This window comes from Microcoleus sp. Pol17C6 (assembly GCF_036701145.1).
In the GTDB taxonomy this organism is placed as follows: Bacteria; Cyanobacteriota; Cyanobacteriia; order Cyanobacteriales; family Microcoleaceae; genus Microcoleus.
This window is the reverse complement of sequence record NZ_JAUBQH010000048.1, coordinates 18,175-39,129: the sequence shown is the minus strand read 5'-3', so window position 1 is coordinate 39,129 and position 20,955 is coordinate 18,175. Positions and strand designations below refer to the sequence as shown.

16 protein-coding genes are annotated in these 20,955 nt (G+C 43.6%); 9 read left to right on the top strand and 7 right to left on the bottom strand.

The window, feature by feature from the left end; all coding sequences use genetic code 11:
- Positions 1–484: 484 nt before the first annotated feature.
- Positions 485–748, top strand: coding sequence for a hypothetical protein (locus tag QUA25_RS21230; protein WP_333041115.1), 264 nt, complete (start codon positions 485–487; stop codon positions 746–748).
- 21 nt (positions 749–769) lie between these two features.
- Here the strand turns inward: QUA25_RS21230 and nadB are convergent, their stop codons facing one another.
- Positions 770–2,422: an L-aspartate oxidase gene (gene nadB / locus QUA25_RS21225; protein WP_333041113.1), complete on the bottom strand. Its 1,653-nt coding sequence runs from the start codon at positions 2,420–2,422 to the stop codon at positions 770–772.
- A gap of 95 nt (positions 2,423–2,517) precedes the next feature.
- On the opposite strand from nadB, the gene QUA25_RS21220 reads away from it, so the two are divergent.
- Positions 2,518–2,685, top strand: coding sequence for a hypothetical protein (locus QUA25_RS21220; RefSeq protein WP_333041111.1), 168 nt, complete (start codon positions 2,518–2,520; stop codon positions 2,683–2,685).
- Between the two features lie 74 nt (positions 2,686–2,759).
- On the opposite strand, the gene psbU is transcribed toward QUA25_RS21220, so the two are convergent.
- From psbU to QUA25_RS21200, 4 genes are all read right to left on the bottom strand, one after another.
- Complete coding sequence (gene psbU / locus QUA25_RS21215) at positions 2,760–3,194, bottom strand: photosystem II complex extrinsic protein PsbU (protein ID WP_006635850.1); 435 nt, start codon at positions 3,192–3,194, stop codon at positions 2,760–2,762.
- A gap of 255 nt (positions 3,195–3,449) precedes the next feature.
- Positions 3,450–4,409: an adenylate/guanylate cyclase domain-containing protein gene (locus QUA25_RS21210; protein ID WP_333041108.1), complete on the bottom strand. Its 960-nt coding sequence runs from the start codon at positions 4,407–4,409 to the stop codon at positions 3,450–3,452.
- Between the two features lie 598 nt (positions 4,410–5,007).
- Positions 5,008–5,466: a zinc ribbon domain-containing protein gene (locus tag QUA25_RS21205; RefSeq protein ID WP_333041106.1), complete on the bottom strand. Its 459-nt coding sequence runs from the start codon at positions 5,464–5,466 to the stop codon at positions 5,008–5,010.
- Positions 5,467–5,696: 230 nt separating this feature from the next.
- Positions 5,697–5,936: a hypothetical protein gene (locus QUA25_RS21200; protein WP_333041105.1), complete on the bottom strand. Its 240-nt coding sequence runs from the start codon at positions 5,934–5,936 to the stop codon at positions 5,697–5,699.
- 327 nt (positions 5,937–6,263) lie between these two features.
- On the opposite strand from QUA25_RS21200, the gene QUA25_RS21195 reads away from it, so the two are divergent.
- The 5 genes from QUA25_RS21195 to QUA25_RS21175 all read left to right on the top strand — a co-directional run bounded on the left by QUA25_RS21195 (position 6,264) and on the right by QUA25_RS21175 (position 15,689).
- Entirely contained in the window at positions 6,264–9,251 is a 2,988-nt protein-coding gene (locus QUA25_RS21195) for an amino acid adenylation domain-containing protein (protein WP_333041103.1), read from the top strand.
- Positions 9,252–9,430: 179 nt separating this feature from the next.
- The gene (locus QUA25_RS21190) at positions 9,431–12,277 is read left to right on the top strand and encodes an ATP-binding protein (RefSeq protein WP_333041102.1); all 2,847 of its coding nucleotides are present in this window, start codon (positions 9,431–9,433) and stop codon (positions 12,275–12,277) included.
- A 48-nt stretch (positions 12,278–12,325) separates the two neighbouring features.
- The gene (locus QUA25_RS21185) at positions 12,326–13,558 is read left to right on the top strand and encodes a hybrid sensor histidine kinase/response regulator (RefSeq protein ID WP_333041101.1); all 1,233 of its coding nucleotides are present in this window, start codon (positions 12,326–12,328) and stop codon (positions 13,556–13,558) included.
- A gap of 557 nt (positions 13,559–14,115) precedes the next feature.
- Positions 14,116–14,907 carry an imidazole glycerol phosphate synthase subunit HisF gene (gene hisF, locus QUA25_RS21180; protein WP_333041100.1) on the top strand — a complete coding sequence of 264 codons (792 nt, stop codon included), beginning with the start codon at positions 14,116–14,118 and terminating at the stop codon, positions 14,905–14,907.
- A gap of 440 nt (positions 14,908–15,347) precedes the next feature.
- On the top strand, positions 15,348–15,689 hold the full coding sequence (locus QUA25_RS21175; RefSeq protein WP_333041098.1) for a low temperature-induced protein: 342 nt from the start codon (positions 15,348–15,350) through the stop codon (positions 15,687–15,689).
- Positions 15,690–15,850: 161 nt separating this feature from the next.
- Here the strand turns inward: QUA25_RS21175 and QUA25_RS21170 are convergent, their stop codons facing one another.
- Positions 15,851–16,867 carry a sulfate/molybdate ABC transporter ATP-binding protein gene (locus QUA25_RS21170; protein ID WP_333041096.1) on the bottom strand — a complete coding sequence of 339 codons (1,017 nt, stop codon included), beginning with the start codon at positions 16,865–16,867 and terminating at the stop codon, positions 15,851–15,853.
- A gap of 317 nt (positions 16,868–17,184) precedes the next feature.
- On the opposite strand from QUA25_RS21170, the gene argC reads away from it, so the two are divergent.
- Positions 17,185–18,243 carry an N-acetyl-gamma-glutamyl-phosphate reductase gene (argC, locus tag QUA25_RS21165; RefSeq protein WP_333041095.1) on the top strand — a complete coding sequence of 353 codons (1,059 nt, stop codon included), beginning with the start codon at positions 17,185–17,187 and terminating at the stop codon, positions 18,241–18,243.
- 143 nt (positions 18,244–18,386) lie between these two features.
- Here the strand turns inward: argC and eno are convergent, their stop codons facing one another.
- Positions 18,387–19,667, bottom strand: a complete 1,281-nt coding sequence (eno, locus tag QUA25_RS21160; protein WP_445242244.1) for a phosphopyruvate hydratase — start codon at positions 19,665–19,667, stop codon at positions 18,387–18,389.
- A 302-nt stretch (positions 19,668–19,969) separates the two neighbouring features.
- Between eno and QUA25_RS21155 the strand changes: the two genes are divergently transcribed.
- Positions 19,970–20,875 carry a calcium-binding protein gene (locus QUA25_RS21155; protein ID WP_333041094.1) on the top strand — a complete coding sequence of 302 codons (906 nt, stop codon included), beginning with the start codon at positions 19,970–19,972 and terminating at the stop codon, positions 20,873–20,875.
- Positions 20,876–20,955: the final 80 nt, after the last annotated feature.

Sequence of the window (20,955 nt, the reverse complement as noted above, 5' to 3'; positions counted from 1 at the left end):
TTATTTCAGACATAATTTGAGTAATTTTTATACTTCAAACCCTACTTGGGCTGTAAGGTAGATATTATTTCAGGCGTCCCGTATGCAGCTAACCCAAAAAAATAGCTCCCTCCTTAAACTGTAAGGCTTCTAAGCTTTTTGAAACCGTTCAAAAAAATGTCCAAAGTAGTGAAATCTAAAATCTAAAATCACACAAATTAAAATTCTTATATCTGTCATCTGCCATTAGATAGATTTAGCAAAATATAAAACTTATGAGAGCAACTTGCCGTCTTATCTAAATGTTACAAAATATTAAAATAAATCACAACCTGAAACCAAATTCAAATCGCCAAAAAGCCTTAATGTAAAAAAGTTTATGTAAACTTATGAAAGTTAATTAAAGTAAATGTAAAGATATCAGTGGAAATACGGAAATTGACAGATATAATAGGTGGTACAGACGTGGATCTATTGCGGTGATTTGAATAAGGCTGTGAATACTATGCGTACTTTGATTAAGCTCACAACAACGGCAACCCTGGCTGCCTGCCTGCAAGTGAATATAGTCGGCACCGCAAATGCGGCTCGACTTGCCAGCAACTCAACTAGCAACTTAACAAAAACCCGTAGCACGGGCAAGACTCCGACGCCATCGACGCCGAGAGTTTTGACAGTTGCACAAACCTCTAGGTTTCCAAATGACCCAAAACAATACGAACCACCCCCGAACGGGAGCCCCGAAAGTGACGGTACGGGAACGCGCTGACCCTAAATTTTCAATAAATTTTCAATCTTCTATTCGCGGAGATTTGTACCAATTCGATTGGTTAATTAAAGTATGGCTGCACCAATCCGGATCGGTGAGGGGATAGTCCACTCGGTAATGACCGCCGCGACTTTCGGTGCGAAACGCAGCACTTTTGACAATTAAATAGCCGATATCCAATAAATTCCCCACTTCTCCCCAATTTCGCAAAATCGAGCTATTCTCCGCCTCAGCAGGGGAAAAATCAATAATTTGTCCGGGCCGTAAATTATCAAGCGTTTGACTCAAAGGCAACGAAGCAAATTCTTGCCGCCAAATCTCAAGTTGGACGATCGCACTTTCCAAATCGCGTTGTCCCCGGCAAATTCCCGCACTCTGCCACACCAAATTCGGCAATTCGACCCGCAACTTTTCGATCGCCTCAATGTCCTTTTCAGAAATCGATTTTTCCAAGATTTCCCCCGCCTCGAACCGATCGGCGAATGCCTCGGGCGTTCCACCTTCTAGCTGCAAAAGTCCCATCTGCGCCCCAAAAACCAGACATTCCAGCAGCGAATTGCTCGCCAACCGATTAGCGCCGTGTACCCCCGTGCTCGCAGTTTCTCCCACCGCGTACAAACCCGGAATCGAAGTTTGGTTGAACTTGTCAGCGACAATCCCTCCCATCCAGTAATGGGCTGCGGGCGTCACCGGCACCGGTTCGGAAAAAATATCAATTCCCCAGTCAGCGCACACTTGAATAATATTGGGAAACCTGTAGCGCAGTCGATCGACCGCAATCGGGCGCAAATCCAGCCAAACATGAGGTTCCCCCGTCTTTTGCAAGTGGCGGAAAATAGCGCGGCTGACAACATCCCTAGGGGCGAGTTCCCCGCTGGGGTGAGAGTCAAAAGCAAAGCGATATCCCTTACTGTCAACCAAATGAGCTCCTTCTCCCCGCACCGCTTCGCTAATGAGAAACCGAGGCGCGCCCGCTGTGCTCAGTGCCGTCGGGTGAAACTGCACAAATTCTAAGTCTCGCAGCAGCGCCCCGGCGCGCCACGCAATTGCCACCCCGTCCCCGGTACTTACCGACGGATTGGTCGTTTGAGCAAAAACCTGTCCGCCGCCGCCTGTCGCCAGCACCACGGCTTTGGCCTGCAGCCACTTGACTCGTGAGCCACAAATCGAGCTAATCCCCTGGCAGCGCCCGGTTGCGTCTAGCCACAGACTCAAAGCAAAGGCAGGAGATACGAGTTGAATGTTTTTGCGGCTCAATACTTTTGCTGTCAGCGTACTGATAACGGCTTTGCCCGTAGTGTCGGCGGCGTGGAGAACTCGGCGGCGGGAGTGGGCTGCTTCTAGGGTGAGGGCTAAATCGGGGCCGGTGCGATCGAATGCAACGCCCATTTTCACTAGGGAGTCAATGCAGGCCGAAGCTTCCTCAACTAAAAATTTCACCGCATCCAAATCGCAAAGACCGGCTCCTGCAGCCAGTGTATCCTGAACGTGCAGTGCTGCCGAATCTTCAGGGGCGATCGCCGCGGCAATCCCTCCTTGAGCCCAATCGCTGGCAGAAACAGGCAGGGTATTTTTATTGATCAAGCCCACGTGCAAATGCTCTGGCAGGCAAAGTGCTGTGTACAAACCCGCCGCGCCAGCACCTATTACCAATACGTCAAATTTGTCAGTCATAAGTCTGCCGCCAGTCGATTTTAGATTTTAGATTTTAGATTTTAGATTTTAGATTTTAGAATTGAGTCTACAGATGAATCTGGGGACTTGAACTAATGTCAGTCGAGCGAGCTTATATTTTAGATTTTATATTAAAGAATTCAGTCTACAGAGGAATCTTGGGAACCCGCTTATTTCAATCTAGCGAATTTTGGTCGGCTTTTGCCCAATGGTGGTTGAAAGTAAGTGTTCAGAAATTAAAGGCAGAAGTCATCAGCCTATAGAAAAAAAAATATTTTCTTTCTGCCGAATGCCTTCTGCCCAATGACTTCTGCCTTCAAATGAGACCCGCTGCTACCTAGTCGTAGAGACCATTATTCAACCGGTTGTCTCCTTCAATAAAGACTGATTCAACATCAGTTACGGTGAATTTGTCCATGTTAGCTTGCAGCACTTTTTTCTGAGCATCCGTCAAGTCTGAAATATTGAGTACGTCCTCAACATTTTCGTAAGGAGCATTCTTAATAATTAGTCGAGCTAAAGTGGGATACAACCCTCGAAATTCCCGAAAGTCCCGGACGGCGCTGTTGTTCAAATCAAGTTTTTTGCCGTATTCTGTGGCAAGCTTCTCATCGGCGCGATTGGTTCTAGCCGGAGCTTCAACAGCTAGGAGCGAGGATGATGGCAAGACGATACGGCTTAATGACGCCGCGATCGCGCTTTGGTCTCCAGCCCATGCAAAGCAGCCCAGCACTAAGCCCAATACTGCCAATAGACGACCCAATCGTTTCATGAAGTTTTGTCTCCCAATTTCATACACAGCATTTATGTAGAGACTACCATTTTGCTTATGCAGTTTTTCAGATAAATCCGCAATAGGTAGAGGGCTGTTATAAAATTTACATTGGGGTATTGACAACGCGGACAATATATGATAATGACCGACTTTTGAGCATCGCAGACAAGTTTATATAAGGCCCTGCAAATGAAAAACTCGGACTGCTATTTTAAGGGGTTAATTTTTGCCCCGCACCCAATTTTCTCGCTATCAAGAACTTTTTCCTTTCGTTTTGAGAAAAGCATTCAAATCAGCATAAGTACCGCCGTAAGTCACGGTGGGAGTGTCGTAACCCTTTAAAGCAACGGTGTGCTGCTCGAAAGCGCCCTGGGCCCCCAATTGCGTCAGGTATTTGTAGGTAGTTTCTCCCACAGCGATATCCTTGCCGAGTTGCTTGGTGCAAGATTCCAGGCGAAATGCTGCGTTTACAGTATCTCCCAAGGCGGTATAGTCCGATCGGTCGCTGCTGCCAGAATTTCCCACCATTGCATAACCAGTATTGATGCCGGCCCCGACTCGCAAAGGAAAAGGCAGGGGGTAACGGCTGCTGAGTTCGTCTGTTGCCTTGTGCAGTTCGCTCAAAGCTTGGCAAATCCGCATCATTTCCTCGCTGCTGACACCGCTGGTTTTGTGGAACCAGACCGCCATGATGGCATCACCGATGTATTTGTCCACCCAACTGCCGTGTTCGCGAATGATCTGTCCTGCTTTGCGGAACCAATTGCCGATGACTTCCGAGAGGAGGGTTTCGTCTAGCTGCCTAGTCAAAACTGTAAAGTCTCGGATGTCCATTACCATGACGCTAATCAGGCTACGCACCGTCAAAGTCGCCGTAAAATCTTCAGAGTCTGTCTCGTGTATTGGTGGATCGTGCCGATGGCCGGCGGTTGGGTTGTAGAAGTCCAATTCGGTTTGACCGAAAATAATCCGATCGCCATTTCTGAGAGTGACAGGAATACTGACCCGCCGCCCGTTGACAAAGGAACCATTGCGGCTGCCCAAGTCGATCAGGTAGAACTCTCCTGTCTCCATTTGCTGTAACATCGCGTGATTACGGGAAATCCAGCGATCTGTCAGTACAAAATTATTGTCATCGCTCCGCCCTACTGTCCAGCAATTGCTGCCGGAGAGCGGCAAGTAGCGATTGCCGCCTTCTGTGCGAAGTACCATATGTGGATTGGGTTGCACTCGTCACAACAGTCCTAGAAACGACACAAAATTAACCGAATTGAGATTTGAGACTTCAGATTTTAGATTTTTTAGTCCATCGTCGATGCACCTAGCCTCTGCAGGATTTGTGAACCATAAATTCGATCGAGCGAGCGAAGGTATTTATGATTCGATCTACCAAAGCAGGCAGTAAAAACAGACTGTCTACCAAGATTGTACCTGATCATACTGCCTGCCCCGAAGGGGAGACAACTTTTATTTATTTTGATGGGCCAGAAAAAAGTGGGAAAATGGCTCTCTGGCTAGGGGGCTAGCGTGTAAACACAAGTCCGAAATCTTTCAACACCATTCCTGAAACCCAAGTTTCGCATGAATCTCAGAAAGGAAGCTTATTTTCATGAATTTTAAGTTATTGATTCGGCAAAACGAGAAATCAAGAATCCAGGAAACAGGGTTTCTACAATATGGGTCAGCGATCAACTTGTCTGTACACAGTAGAGCTAGGCGGGGGGTAGGGGGTGTGGGCTGGTATGCAGATCCAGAGTTCTGTCCACTACTCCCTATGGTGTAAGCTTCCAATTTCAACCGGAACAGCCGCTCATATCGAACATTTCCTTCCAAACGTCGAACTTACATTCTGTCCATGGGCAGTAGTGCTAGTTCCTAACGCTAATAATCCAAGCCCTTCATCGCCAATAATGATAGCAGAGTTCACATCTCTATCGTGCTTTGTTTGGCAATTGCAACAAGTCCAGCTACGCACTTCCAACAGAAGGCGAGCCACCTGATTCAGACCTACGTGGAAACTCTTACTCGATGGTGCAAAAAACCGACCAATGTCTAAGTAAGTTTTACCGTCTCTTTCAGCCTTGTATTTCAACGGTAGGGTCAATTTTGACCATCCGCAATCGCTCATTACTTTAGCTAAGAAGTGAGTTTTTACCCAGTTATTGACTGCCATATTTTCAACAACAATGACTTGGTTTTCCTGCACCACTTTTATAGAGAGTTTTTCCTGAAAGTTCTCTCTAGCATTTGCCATTTGTTCGTGATTCATGGCACTCCACAAGCTTGAAAACGATGATTTTAACCTTGATGTTTGCGAGAGAGTTGATGCTGCTTACGGTTTATGTTTTGTTTGAGATTTTGTGGTTAATACTAGCAAAAATAATCCCCAACTTACCAGGAAAATTGAGGAATTTATCACAAACAATTTGTATTTTTTGGGGGTAATGAATTGATTACTGGTCATGCGTTGACTAGAACTTCGGGAAAGATGCCCGTCCTTCAAAGAAGTTGATGAATGCTCTGCATAGGTTTAGTGAACTCAACTGATGCAGTTTTGGGTGGCAGGGCGATCGCATCTGGTAAATAGCACTTTCTGAAGCCAAACTGAGCTAGCGGGGTAACAAGCAAGCTGGAAAAGTTAGCAGGCAATGGTTTAAGGGAACCGTCTCTGAGCTGATATCTTTTACTGTGCATTGTCCGATCGTAATCATCGTCATTCTTCCTGGGAGTAATAATCATTCTAAACCAACTATTATTTTCAGTATTTTTACTTAAAAATCGGAGATTAATTTACCGCCATCAACTCGAAATAACCGATGTGACAGTTGAGTGTGCGGAAGGGAATTATAAATTTACCTAAATTTTCCTTTTATTCCGGATGAACATAATTAGGTCTAGTAAATTATGTAAGCCTCTACCACGACCAAAAGTTTGGTGTCATTGATGACTGGCTTTGCAAGCACAATAAAAACGGTAAAGCACCAGCAATGGCTACCTAATCAATGCTTAAAAGCCTACAGAGCGTCGTGAGCTAGGTTCGTAACAACTTATTTATCAAGATTTGTAATGAGAACCCCCGAAAACTTCTGCATTCATAAGTTAATAGAATTCCAAGTAAGGCAAACACCCAATACTGTTGCTGCTATTTTTAAAGCCGAGAAAATAACTTATCAAGAATTAAATAATAAAGCCAATCAATTATCACATTATCTGAAAAGCTTAGGGGTTAATTCAGAGACGCTTATTGGAGTATGCGTTGATCGATCGCTGAATATGTTAATCGGACTTCTGGGAGTCTTAAAAGCCGGTAGTGCTTACGTCCCTCTTGACCCAACTTATCCCGAAGACCGGTTAGCTTTTATGTTGGAAGACTCCCAGCTTCCGATACTAATTACCCAAACCCATCTTCTCAGCTCCCTACCTAAAAGAAATGGTATGCGAGTGGTATGTTTAGACTCAGATTGGCAAGAAATTGAGCAATTCAGCCCAGATAATTTAGATAGCGAAGTCACGCCAGATAATTTAGCCTATACAATATATACATCTGGTTCAACTGGTAAACCAAAAGGCGTGCAAATTATTCATGCTGCTGTAGTCAATCTTCTTCTCTCGATGAAAGCAGAACCAGGATTGACAGAACAAGATGTACTACTAGCAGTCACTACGATATCTTTTGATATTGCTGTTTTAGAACTTTTCTTACCGTTAATAGTTGGTGCTCGCGTTGTGATTGTTAGTCGCGCAGTCGCCATCGATCCAATGAAGTTATCTAAAACCATCACTGAATCGGGCGCTACAGTCATGCAGGCAACCCCTGCAACATGGAAAATGCTATTAGCCGTTAATTGGCAAGGCGATCGCAATTTAAAAATTCTTTGTGGAGGAGAACCTCTCAATCGACACTTAGCTAATCAATTGCTAGAGCGAAGTTCCTCCCTTTGGAATATGTACGGGCCGACTGAGACAACTATTTGGTCAACCATTCATCAAGTAGAAGCAGGTGAGGAAACTATACCAATTGGTCGCCCTATTTTAAATACTCAAATCTATCTGTTCAAGTATCCACGCCATTCTCACAATGATAATCTTGAGCTTGTTACTGACGGATCTGAGGGAGAGATTTACATTGGTGGTATGGGAATAGCAAGAGGTTATCTTAACCGTGCAGAGATAAATCAGGAAAGGTTTATTGAGGATACTTTTAACAATGAACCGGGCGGTCGTCTTTATAAGACAGGTGACTTAGCTCGTTATCTTCCAGACGGTAATATTGCGATTATTGGGCGCAGTGATTACCAAGTCAAAATTCAGGGACACCGAATTGAATTAAAAGATGTTGAAGCAGCCTGCTTCGATAATCCTGCGGTGAAGGATGTGGTAGTTGTTGTTAGTAATAATGCTCATGAACACGATTACTTAGTTGCTTATGTAGTGTTGAATTCACCAGAATTAAAGCAGAGTTCAGCAGCCTTTCGAGCAATGCTCAAAGAAAAATTGCCTGAGTACATGATTCCTGCGATTGTGGTCTTTATGGAGGCTTTGCCATTAACACCTAATTGTAAAATAGATCGGCAAGCACTACCGGCCCCAACTCTTGATAATGTTGAAAAATTTGTTGCTCCACGCACGGAAATAGAGAAACAATTGGTTGAAATTTGGGCCTCTGTTTTAGGAGTGCAAATTGGCATCCATCACAACTTTTTTGAGTCAGGCGGAAATTCATTACGCGCCGCCTTATTACTAAATCGAGTATCGCAAGCTTTCCCAGTAGAATTGTCTTTAGATTGCCTCTTCAAATCTCCGACAATTGCTGGATTAGGTGAAGTAATTGAGGCTGTGCAGTCTTCGGGATCTACGGCGATTTTTGAAACAAATATTGCTGACTTATCGGCTGATGCAGTCTTAGATGAAACTATTCACCCATTGACAATTACCCGATTTAGACCGAAGCACATTTTCTTGACAGGGGCAACGGGTTTTGTTGGTGCTTTTCTATTGCATGAATTGTTGCTGCATAATCCCCAAGCGACTATTTATTGTTTAGTTCGTGCTGATAATTTGGAATCCGCAACCTCTCGACTGTGTAGCACTCTGCAAAATTACGAAATTTGGGAAGAAGAATTTAGTAGGAGAATTATCCCCATAATTGGAGATTTATCAAAGCCATTTTTGGGACTATCGACACCAAATTTTAGTGAATTAGCAGATATCGTTGAAGTGATTTATCACTGTGGTGCTTATGTCAATTTGGTTTATCCCTACACGGCGTTACGGGATGCCAATGTGGGTGGGACAAAGGAGATATTGCGTCTAGCCACCATGACTAAAATTACACCTGTCCACTATATTTCTACTCTGGATATCTTTCAAGCGTCGAACTATGATGGTATGAAATTAATTGCTGAAACAGACGATTTACTTAGCGCTGAAGGATATTCCGATGGTTATGCTCAAAGTAAATGGGTGGCTGAAAAATTAGTTATGGCTGCCCGCAATCGCGGTTTACCAGTTTCCATCTATCGTTTGGGAATGGTGACAGGTCATAGCAAAACAGGTGCTTTTCAACTCAGTAATACGATTTGTTTGATAATCAAGGGGTTGATTCAATTAGGGTATGGCCCTGAATTAGATATCAAGATGAATCTCGCTCCTGTGGATTATATAGTTCAGGCGGTGCGGTATTTATCGCATCAACCAGAGTCTTTTAACAAGACATTTCATGTATTAAGTCCCCATGTATTAACAATGAACGAACTTATCTTGAATCTTAATACCCTTGGTTATGTCCTCCCTTCTATTCCTTACCCGCAGTGGCAGGCAAAACTACTGAATATGTCTCCCGATAATGCTTTAACTCCCATGGTTTCTCTCTTTATGAAAAAAATAAATAATAGCCAAAAAACTTTTATCGAAACCACATCTTTTGTATGTCAAAAATTTGATGACCGCAACACTCAGGATGGACTGGTAGCTACTGATATTATCTGTCCTCCCATTAATCATTCTGTATTAAATGCTTATTTATCCTACTTCCGTCGTCAAGGTTTTCTGTGATCTATTACCACTCAATGATTTGTGCAAATATTGTAGGTAGTGATCGGTGCATACCCCATTAATGGCAAAAAATACGGGGCAGTTACCATACAAAAATCTCACAATTAATTGAGAGTATTAGAGAATAAAGAGAATAAAAGTTTGACATAGTTTGATGGAAATTTACTAAAATACAAAAAATGAAAATACATTGGTTCCAAAAAATAAAATTATCTGACTCTATCATCTCCCAAAATCGTAACAAAAAAAATAGACCCCAAGAATCCCTGACCAAACAAACACTCTTGAAGATAGCTTTTGGCATGGGGATGGTTGTTATCGCATCCACCGCTATTAGCTACTTCCAAATAATCTCAAGGATTACTGCTAATTCACTCACGCAGTTAGAGCAATACATCAAATTACGCTCCAAACGCGAAAGAGCAATATTTACCTTAGCTGAAGATAACCATAAGTTGCTCAAACAAGCTTTATTAGATCAACTAAAAGCAGAAGCAGATAGCGATCCAAAAGTGGAATTTGATCAAAACTTTGTCAAATATCCAGATGGCTCAATTCGCAATCGGCCTGAACTATTTCAAATCGACAAAACTGGGGGCCTTTTCCTCGGAAAAAATGTTAATGTTGATACTGAGATGCAGCGAAGAATAGTGGCTTTATATAAAACAATAAATGCTTATGGCCCAGCATGGCGCAATCGCTTTGCTAACACCTATACGCAAATTCCTGAGAATGGTATGATTATGTATATGCACCAGTATCCCTGGTCGCTAAAAGCACCTTCTAGTGAATCGTTCCGCGTCACAGATGACGAGTCATTCCAAATTACCCGCCCTATCTACGATCCAGAACGCAAAACAGTCTGGACAGGCATTTATTACGACCAAGTAGCTGTAGCTTGGATGGCATCCTGTGTGACACCATTAGATGTGGATGGCAAGCATATTGCTACACTAGGCCATGATATTTTAATAGATGATTTGCAGAAACGCACTATTAATGAAGGACTGAAAGGCACATACAATATGATTTTTCGAGCCGATGGGCGGCTAGTAGCTCACCCAGAACTTATGCAAAATATTCAAAAGGGAAATGGGCAATTCTCCATCGCCCAATCAGGAGATGCTCATCTGCGGCGAATTTATGAATTAGTCAAGACTCATAAACAGGACAATATGATTATTGACAATCCTGACTATGATGAATACTTGGGTGTTACTAGAATTGATGAGCCAAATTGGTACTTGGTCACAGTTTTCCCTAAATCTCTACTCACCCAAGAAGCCTTGGCTACTGCTCGTATGATTCTAGTGCTAGGGCTAGGTGCATTACTGATTGAAATTATTATTGTGTTCTTAATTTTAGGGAGAGAAATTTCTGCACCCCTCAATAAATTAATGGCAGCAACTGAGAGTATAGCTGCTGGAAATCTTGATGTTCAAGTTAATGTAAACCGCCAAAATGAATTGGGCCGTTTGGGATATTTATTTAACAAAATGGCTCAGCAAGTCCGCGAATCTTTTGCTGCGCTTGCGAAAACTAATGAGGAATTGGAACTGCGAGTTGAAGACAGAACTGTAGAGCTTAAACACGCGAAAGAAGTGGCGGATACTGCTAACCGTGCTAAGAGTGAGTTTCTAGCTAATATGAGCCACGAACTGCGGACACCTCTCAATGGTATCTTAGGGTATGCCCAAATTCTCCAGCGCTCGAAACACATAGTTGAGTCAGATCAAAAAGGAATTAATATTATTAACCAATGTGGCTCCCACCTCCTGACTCTGATTAACGATATCCTTGATTTTTCTAAAATCGAGGCCGAGAAAATGGAAATATATGCTACAGATTTTCATTTTCCCGCTTTTCTGCAAGCAGTAGTTGAAATTTGTCGGATCAGGGCTGATCAAAAGGGAATTGATTTTATCTATACCATCGAAGGTGAACTCCCACTTGGGATTTTTGCGGATGAAAAACGATTGCGACAGGTATTGATTAACTTATTAGGCAATGCTATTAAGTTTACGGAACAAGGTAGCGTGAAATTTATAATTAAATCAAAACTCTTGGAAGATGAGTTTAGGGAAGTACCTTTATATCGAATTATATTCCAAGTTGAAGATACAGGAATTGGGATATCGAGCAATCATGTTAAAAATATATTTTTGCCCTTTGAGCAGTCTGGTACTATAAAAAAGCAATCCGAAGGGACTGGACTAGGATTAGCTATCAGCAAAAAGATTGTTGATATGATGGGCAGTACATTGGAAGTTGAAAGTGAATTAGGAAAAGGTAGTGTTTTCTGGTTTGAGATAGATTTACCCCAAGCTAAGGAATGGGCAAAAACTTCTAAAAGTTCTGAGCAGGGTGTTATTATTGGTTTTAAGGGCGATCCGCCCAAAGTTCTAGTAGTAGATGACCATTGGGAAAACCGTTCTGTTATTGTCAATTTACTCAGCCCTATTGGGTTTATACTTTTTGAGGCTGAAAATGGTCAAGAAGGACTAGATAAAATTGCTGAGGTTCAGCCAAATCTGGTTATTACGGATATTGTTATGCCGATTATGGATGGCTATGAAATGGTGAAAAGTTTGCGAAAATTAGCATCATCTGCTAATTTATCAGTTATCGTATCTTCAGCCAGTGTATTCGAGTCAGATATGCAAAAAAGTATAGAGATTGGAGCTAATGAATTTTTGCCCAAACCTATCGAAGCTGATAGCCTCTTAAATACGATCAAATCTCTCCTGAAATTAGAATGGATATATGAAGATAAGTTACAACCGCAAACCACAAGAGAATTGACAAAACAAGTGGTTGAGATTGTGCCACCTTCCCATGATGACTTGCTAATCTTGTATAATCTTAGTCGTAAGGGATTGATTAACGATTTACTACAAGAGTTGACGAGGATTGAACGTATAGACAAGCAGTTTATCCCTTTTATTCAAAATCTGCGCGAATTGGCTAAAGCTTTCAAGCTTAAACAGGTGCGAACTTACATAGAGAAATACCTAAATACTCCCTAACCCCAAAAATGTTGTAAATTTATGTATCCCATCCCCAGTAAATTATGTATGACTGAAAACTTAGACAATCAATCTATTTTGATTGTAGATGATAATCCCAATAACCTAGAAGTTCTAGCCCACATATTGACCGACGTGGGTTATCAAGTTTCCGTTGCTATTGATGGTGAAACGGCGCTTGAACAAGTAGAATATCACCCGCCCGAACTAATTTTATTAGATATAATGATGCCGCCCGGTATTGATGGCTTTGAGACTTGCCGGCGATTGAAAGCTAATCCCTTAACCTGCGAAATTCCAATAATTTTTTTAAGTGCTTTATCAGATTCACATAATAAAGTCAATGGATTATCTGTGGGAGGCGTAGATTATATTTCTAAACCTTTCCAAAGTGAAGAAGTTTTAGCGAGAATTAGAATTCATTTAAAATTATATAATTTAACTAAAAAGCTCGAACAACAGAAGCAACTCCTAGAAGAAAAAGTTGAATTACGGACTGTGGAATTATTAGCAGCTAAAGAAGCCGCCGAAGCCGCAAACATTGCCAAAAGCCAGTTTCTCGCCAACATGAGCCATGAACTTCGTACCCCTCTCAATGCGATTATTGGCTATAGCGAAATGTTGCAAGAAGAAGCCGAAGATTTAGAGCAAAATTTTTTTATCCCAGACCTGAAAAAAATTCACGGTGCAGGCACACATTTACTTGGACTAATTAACGACATTCTTGATTTGTCCAAAATTGAATCTGGGAAGGTTGAACTTTACTTAGAAACCGTTGATATCTCAGATTTAATTAGGGAAGTCATCATGATGATTAAGCCACTGGTGGAGAAGAATGCTAATATATTGGTAGTTAACTATGAAGACAATTTGGGAGATATGAAAACCGACTTAACTAAGGTACGTCAGAGCTTATTTAATGTGCTTAGTAACGCCAGCAAATTTACCAAAAAAGGTCAAATTACTATTAAGGTAGAAAAAAAATATAGAAAATCTGGAATAGCCGAGGGAGAAGAACAGAAATCAGCCATTCCCTATATTTTATTTAAGATAAGTGATACTGGCGTTGGTATAGCTCCAGAACGAATAGAAAAACTGTTTCAACCATTTACCCAGGCTGATGCTTCAACTACACGACAGTATGGGGGTACTGGATTAGGGTTAGCAATTACTAGAAATTTGTCTCGGATTATGGGTGGAGATACGTTCGTTGAAAGCGAGGTGGGTAAGGGATCTACTTTTACTATTATACTGCCAGCAGAAGTGATACTTCCAAAGTAAAACGAGTGTTCCTACTTTCCCTGTAAAAAACAATTTTTAGAAAAGTGCGTACTTGATATCCCGCCATTCTTATGACCATCAGCGATTTTTAATAAATCGGGTACAACAGCAAGGAGCGTGTCAAAGTCCATTCCAGCAGAAACGTTTTGAATAATTTTAATAATTTTCTAGCAGGCCCCGAATCAGACGGATTAAGGTCTTTTGTTCTGAGATTAACTGTTGGTGAGGAGCGTAGGGAACCACTAAGAGTAAAAATCCTCTATGCTAGAGTAAGCTGCTAAATGCCATAGATATCGCTTTTGACTGCTTGGTTGTGGCAATCGTTGCGAAATTTATGAGGATTTATCAAATTTTTAAAACGAATTTTATTGATTGTTACCGTCTTGTGATAGCTGAGAGATTGGTTAATTCTTGCCTGTTTAACTCGTTCTCCAGCTAGGAGTCCAGAACACAAACAGGACGGGAAAAAACTACCCTGGCTTTCATCTCACCGCTAAGATGAGTACAGTTATAGCGGGACACTTCCCGCCGAGTAAGTTAAATAGGAAGAGAATTGTATGTTGTCGAAAAGAATTTTACCTTGTCTGGATGTGAAAGCCGGTCGCGTGGTCAAAGGTGTCAATTTTGTCAACCTTAAGGATGCTGGCGATCCGGTAGAAATGGCTCAGGTTTACAATGATGCGGGTGCTGACGAGTTGGTGTTTCTGGATATTACAGCGACTCACGAAGACCGGAATATTATGATCGATGTGGTGTACCGAACGGCCGATCGAGTATTTATCCCTTTGACTGTGGGCGGCGGTATCCAATCCTTAGACACAATTAAAAGTTTATTGAGGGCGGGCGCAGACAAGGTGAGTATTAATTCGGCGGCGGTGCGCGATCCGAGTTTAATTGACAAAGCCAGCGATCGATTTGGTAATCAGTGCATTGTAGTGGCGATCGACGCTCGCAAACGGAAAGACGCAGATAATCCTGGTTGGGACGTGTACGTGCGCGGAGGGCGAGAAAATACCGGAAAAGATGCGATCGCCTGGGCAAAGGAAGCCGAACAGCGCGGCGCCGGCGAAATTCTGGTGACAAGCATGGACTCGGACGGCACTCAAGCAGGTTACGATTTGGAATTAACTCGAAGCATTGCCGAAATGGTCGAAATTCCCGTCATTGCTTCCGGTGGCGCCGGCAACTGTCACCACATCTACGAAGCCGTGACTGAGGGCAAAGCAGAAGCAGCCCTGCTGGCTTCCCTGCTGCATTACGGGCAACTCAGTGTAGGAGAAATTAAAACTTATCTAGCAAAATATCAAGTTCCCGTGCGACAGCAGCAGCCATTGGTTATTAGTCATTAGTCAGTGGATAGTCGGGCGCATCTCATATCTTGTATCTTGCAATATTTTCAACAAACCGCTCTGCGGGTTCACTCAAGCGCCCTCTCACATTGCAAACAGGCTAAATAAACCCGCCCCCACGCCACGATAAAACCAGTTACTGAGATTGATACCGCTATGTGAGGCGCATCCGAAGGCACTTATAGAGAATTTTTTTGATTCTACACAAGTGCCTTCTACATAAAGGTCTTGGGGCGACCGACGCCAGTCATCTAGAAATATTCCCTGAGAAGGATTTCAAATACCAGCTTTTTCAGCTAAATATTATATATTAGCTCAGTTTGAAAGAAAGCAACGGTTGCTTTTATCAAAATTGAGTTAAAGATTGTGCAGAATATGAGTGAGCTTCAGCCTGTTAACAATCTTAGCGATCAAAACTTCTAAAAACGGAGAAATTTTGTATGTCTTTTATCAGCTTTAACTTCCCTGCCAAGCGTTTAGTCCGCACTTTAATAGCTGTTTGTTTTTGTGCCTTGATGTTTGTTTCTAATGCTTTCCCGGCTTTTGCAGTTACTAGCAGCCCCACCAAAGGTGAAGACCAACTTTTAGGAATTGAAAAAGAATCTCAAGAAGCTGTACTGAAAAAACCAATGTCCTTGGAAGAAACTCAAGAAAAAGCCAGCAAAGGACCCAACGAAGTTCAGGGAGACGCTGACATTGAAAAAATGAAAAATCCTTCCAATACACAAGCTACATCTTTTGAGCAACAAGTCAAAAAAGCTGTCAACAAAATTAAAGACTAACTCAGCGCGCAGTAGTCAGCGGACACTTGTCAGTATAAAAGATTAGGGACAGGGCGCGGTGCCGTGTCCCTAGATTTTTTTTTGTAGAGACACCGCACCGCGCCACATTCTTGGAAAGGCAGTATCCAATCTAAATTTAGCTTGAGTTTTCAGAATTGCTCTTAGATGGAATAAAAAAGTGGAAAGGACTTGGCATCTTTCGGCTTTACGAACACTCTTTGCTGGGGCTGCAAGTTCAAGCTATCGAATCTTTCTCTAGTCAAATTAGCGTTTACTACTTGACCGTCATCTAAGGTTAATTCTACCTGAATTTCCCATCCCAAATGAATCAAGCGACTGATTCTTGCAGGCACTGTTGCGCTATTTTCTGTAGTTTCAATTACTACGTCGTGAGGGCGCAAGAAAATCTCTGGGTTGGCTGAGTCAAAGCCGTTGTCTTGAAACATTCTTGAACTGCTGGGCAATACATTGACGGGACCGATAAAACTCATTACGAAAGCACTAGCGGGATGGTCGTAAATTTCTGCGGGTGTGCCGACTTGTTCGATTTTACCTTTATTCATTACTGTAATTCGATCGGCAACTTCCATCGCTTCTTCTTGATCATGCGTCACAAAGACTGTGGTAACGTGTACTTCGTCGTGCAGTCGCCGCAACCAAGCACGCAAGTCTTTGCGAACTTTGGCATCGAGAGCTCCAAAAGGTTCGTCTAGCAGTAACACTTTCGGTTCCACAGCCAGGGCTCTGGCGAGGGCCACCCGCTGTCGCTGGCCTCCTGAAAGTTGCGACGGGTATCTATCGCCCAATCCTGCCAATTGCACTAAATTCAACAATTCTTCTACCCGGGATTTGACTTTCGCGGGTGGTGTTTTCTGAATTTGCATCCCGAAAGCGATGTTTTTTCGCACTGTCATGTGCTTGAATAGCGCGTAGTGCTGAAACACGAACCCAATTTTGCGGTCTTGGACGCTAGTATTGGTCGCATCTTGGCCTGTCAGCCAGATTTTGCCGGAGTCGGGCATTTCTAAACCCGCAATCAGTCGCAGCAGTGTAGACTTGCCGGAACCAGACGGGCCAAGCAATGCGACTAGGGAACCAGATTCAATTTCTAAGCTGACTCGATCGAGTGCTTGGAAACTGCCAAACTGTTTTGATACGTTTTCTACAACTATGCCCATAGGAAGTTCGGCAACGAAGCCGTGTACAAGATTTAACAGATTTAACGGATGGATGTTGAGCTTCGAGGTTCGAGCTTCGAGGGAAAAATGTTAATCTCCGGTTTGGGGATGGGTTAAAGTAAGTTTTTTATAGCACGATCGCACATCAGTTTGTTAATTTTAGGGTTTTGGCGATCGGTCAAACAGCCGAAAATTAACAAAAATGCACCTCCAAAACAAAACAACACAATTCTTTGCCACCAAAGTTGGCGTTTGGTACTACAATGCAGCAAAAGTTCAAGCGTTTTTGACTTCAACGGCTGAGGGGATAAAGGAAAATGGGAGATGTTGGACGTGTGCCTGTAGGAATTATCGGCGCTTCAGGGTACGGCGGCGTGCAACTTGTGCGACTGCTGGCAGATCACCCAGCGGCTGAAGTAGTCTATTTGGGCGGGGATAGCAGTGCGGGAAAACCTTTTTCCAGCCTTTATCCGCATCTGACTAACTGCATTGATTTGACAGTCGAGGCGATCGACCTCGACAAAATAGCGGCAAAATGTGAAGTTGTGTTTCTGTCCCTGCCGAACGGTTTAGCTTGCAAAATGGCACCGACGCTGATAGAAAAAGGCTGCAAAGTCTTGGATTTGTCGGCTGATTACCGATTTGAAAATCTGGAAACTTACAAAGCTTGGTACGGCGGGGATCGATCAGACGCTGAACTGGCTGCAACGGCTGTTTACGGTTTGCCAGAATTGTATCGCGATCGAATTAAAGATGCTCAGTTAGTAGGCTGTGCCGGCTGCTACGTCACTGCTAGTTTGTTAGCCCTGGCACCTTTGCTCAAACAAGGCCTCATTGTGCCAGAAACAGCAATTATCGACGCCAAATCCGGTGCTTCGGGAGGGGGCCGCAAAGCCGAAGTTAATCTCTTGTTGGCTGAAGCAGAGGGTTCTCTGGGCGCTTACGGCGTTGGCCGCCACCGCCACACGCCAGAAATCGAGCAAATTTGCAGCGATTTAGCGGGACACGATATTAAAGTTCAGTTTACTCCCCACCTCATTCCGATGGTGCGGGGAATTCTGGCGACTGTGTACGCAACTTTGCGTGATCCGGGTTTGGTGCGGGAAGATTTAATCACAATTTTCAGTGCTTTTTACCGCAATTGTCCTTGGGTAAAAGTGTTACCGGCTGGAGTTTATCCGCAAACAAAATGGGCTTGCGGCACGAATCTTTGTTATATCGGCATCGAAGTCGATCCGCGTACTGACAGGGTGATTGTGCTATCGGCGATCGACAATTTAATTAAGGGACAAGCCGGTCAAGGCATCCAGTGCATGAACTTGATGATGGGTTGGGAAGAAACTTTGGGTTTGCCACAATTAGCTTTCTATCCTTAATTGGTAATTGGGCATTGGGCATTGGGCATTGGGCATTGGTGATGAAAATTAAAAACTAACCGATTACCGATTACCGATTACCAATTACCCATTCCCAATTACCGATTACCAATTACCCATTCCCAATTACCGATTACCAAGTGTTATTTTGGCCCGTAACCGATCGACCCAGCATAAATTGCCCGATCGCCCAATTGGTCCTCAATCCGTAACAAACGGTTGTATTTAGCCACCCGTTCGCTGCGACACAAAGAACCAGTCTTGATTTGACCGGCGCGAGTCGCTACCGCTAAATCTGCAATTGTGGTATCTTCAGTTTCACCGGAACGGTGGCTGATGACCGCTCGATAGCTGTTCCGTTTGCCGAGGTCGATCGTATCCAAAGTCTCTGTCAAAGAACCAATTTGATTCAGCTTAATCAAAATCGAATTGCTAGCTTTCAAATCAATTCCTTTTTGCAGCCGCGTGCGATTAGTAACAAACAAATCGTCACCCACCAATTGAACTTTGCTGCCCATTTTCTGCGTCAGCGCTACCCAACTGTCCCAATCGTCTTCGTGCAAACCATCTTCAATCGAAATAATGGGATATTGACTCACCAAACCATCCAAATAATCGATTAATTCTGCCGGCGAATGAGCAACACCGTCGTAAGTGTACTGCCCATCTTTGTAAAATTCGCTAGCAGCAACATCCAAAGCTAAAGCAACTTGTTCACCCGGCTTATAGCCAGCTTTTTCAATAGCTGCAATCAACAAATCCAAAGCTGCTTGATTGGATTTAAGATTAGGCGCAAAACCCCCTTCATCACCCACACCAGTCAGCAAACCCTCAGCTTTTAAGACTTTACTCAAGGATTCAAATACCTCTGCACCCCAGCGTAAAGCTTCTTTAAAAGAAGGCGCGCCCACAGGGACAATCATAAATTCTTGAATGTCCACATTATTGTTAGCGTGAGAGCCCCCGTTGATCACGTTCATCAAAGGCACGGGTAAAACGTTAGCTAAGGGGCCGCCCAAGTAGCGGTAAAGGGGGAGTCCTAAAGTCTCGGCGGCGGCCTTTGCTGTGGCTAAGGAGACTCCGAGAATGGCATTTGCGCCGAGGTGGGATTTGTTCGGGGAACCGTCCAAGTCAATCATGGTTTTGTCTACCAGCGCTTGGTCGATCGCATCTAGATTAGCCAAAGCGGGGGCAATTTTGTGCTCGACGTTATCGACGGCTTTTAGGACTCCTTTGCCGCCGTAACGTTTGTTGTCGCCATCGCGGAGTTCGTGGGCTTCAAAAGAGCCTGTAGAGGCGCCGCTGGGGACTTGGGCGAGTCCTACAACACCGTTGGCTAGGTAAACTTCAGCTTCAATGGTGGGGCGGCCGCGGGAGTCGAGGATTTCTCTGGCTTGAATAGATTCGATCGCAGTGTCTAGCATATTAATTATTCCGAACTTAACTCAAGGTTTCATGACAATTAGCAGTCTCTGGGTTTTCCCACGCTGACTGCTGACGGGTAATAGAGTACGCGATCCCCAGAATTATTGGTATACAGTTCAAAATATTTGCGGATTTGGACGCGCAGATTGGTGTCAATAACCTAGGCTTGTTGAATAAAGACCTCCGGCAACTTTGACAATAATTGGATTGTTTTAACCCCTGATTCCCGCATATTTCTTAATTGGAACCTTTGTTAAAATCAGAATATCAACAAAGTCAATCAAAAAAGGAGAAAATTAGGATGTTAGAAACAAATCTCGGAGAAATTAGAGCATTAGCTGAAAATTCAGACCCAATTATTGCTGACCCCCCAAACACCAAATTACTCACAGGGCCATTGCCAAATCCAGCCAGCGACCCCAACTTTTTTGACTTAACTCCCACTGACGACGTATTTCAATTAGCAAATGGAATTCTGCGGAATACTCCCGGAGGTTTGCGGGCCTTAGCTGGCAACGATTTTGTCAGAGGTTCCGGTGGTGCGGAACTGATGAACGGTAACAGTGGCACAGATACTTTAATCGGAGGTTGTGGCAGCGATACTATTCGCGGCGGCCAAGATTTTGACATTGTTTATGGAGAATGTGGCAGCGATTTTGTCAGCGGAGATCAAGGTGATGACTACGTTTATGGAGGCACGGCCAATGACTTTATTCGCGGCGGTAAAGGAAATGATGCTTTAGTAGGAGAGAGTGGAAATGATACTGTAATCGGTGATGCTGGAATTGATAGACTTTGGGGAAGTGAAGGCGCAGATTTGTTTGTCCTCCGCACAGAAGTGGGAGCAACTTCGGGGGAAATTGGTTCGCTTCAACCGCCTCCTAGTGGAAATTTTGATGTAGAGGAAGTGCCTGCAGATTTTATTCTCGATTACAATCCGGCTGAAGGTGATGTAATTGGATTGGCGGGAGGATTGACGGGAAATGATATTGCTTTGAGCGAAAGGTTTTTAACAATTGGTGATGCCAGAGCTTACGACAGTAGCGGGCCTTATCCTCCGGGAACCCCTCAAACTCTGGAGTTTAGACTGTTGAATACTAAGGCGACGGTGATTAGAGAAGCTAGCACCGGCAATATCTTGGGTTTGGTGAAGGATGTTTCGCCGGATCAACTTCAGTTTATATCTGTATCGGAGGGGGCGCTCTAGGATAATTGCCAACTGGTGGGCAAGGCTAATCTGCATAGCACGGAGGGGCGGAACGAAACGCCCATCCGACAACAACAAGG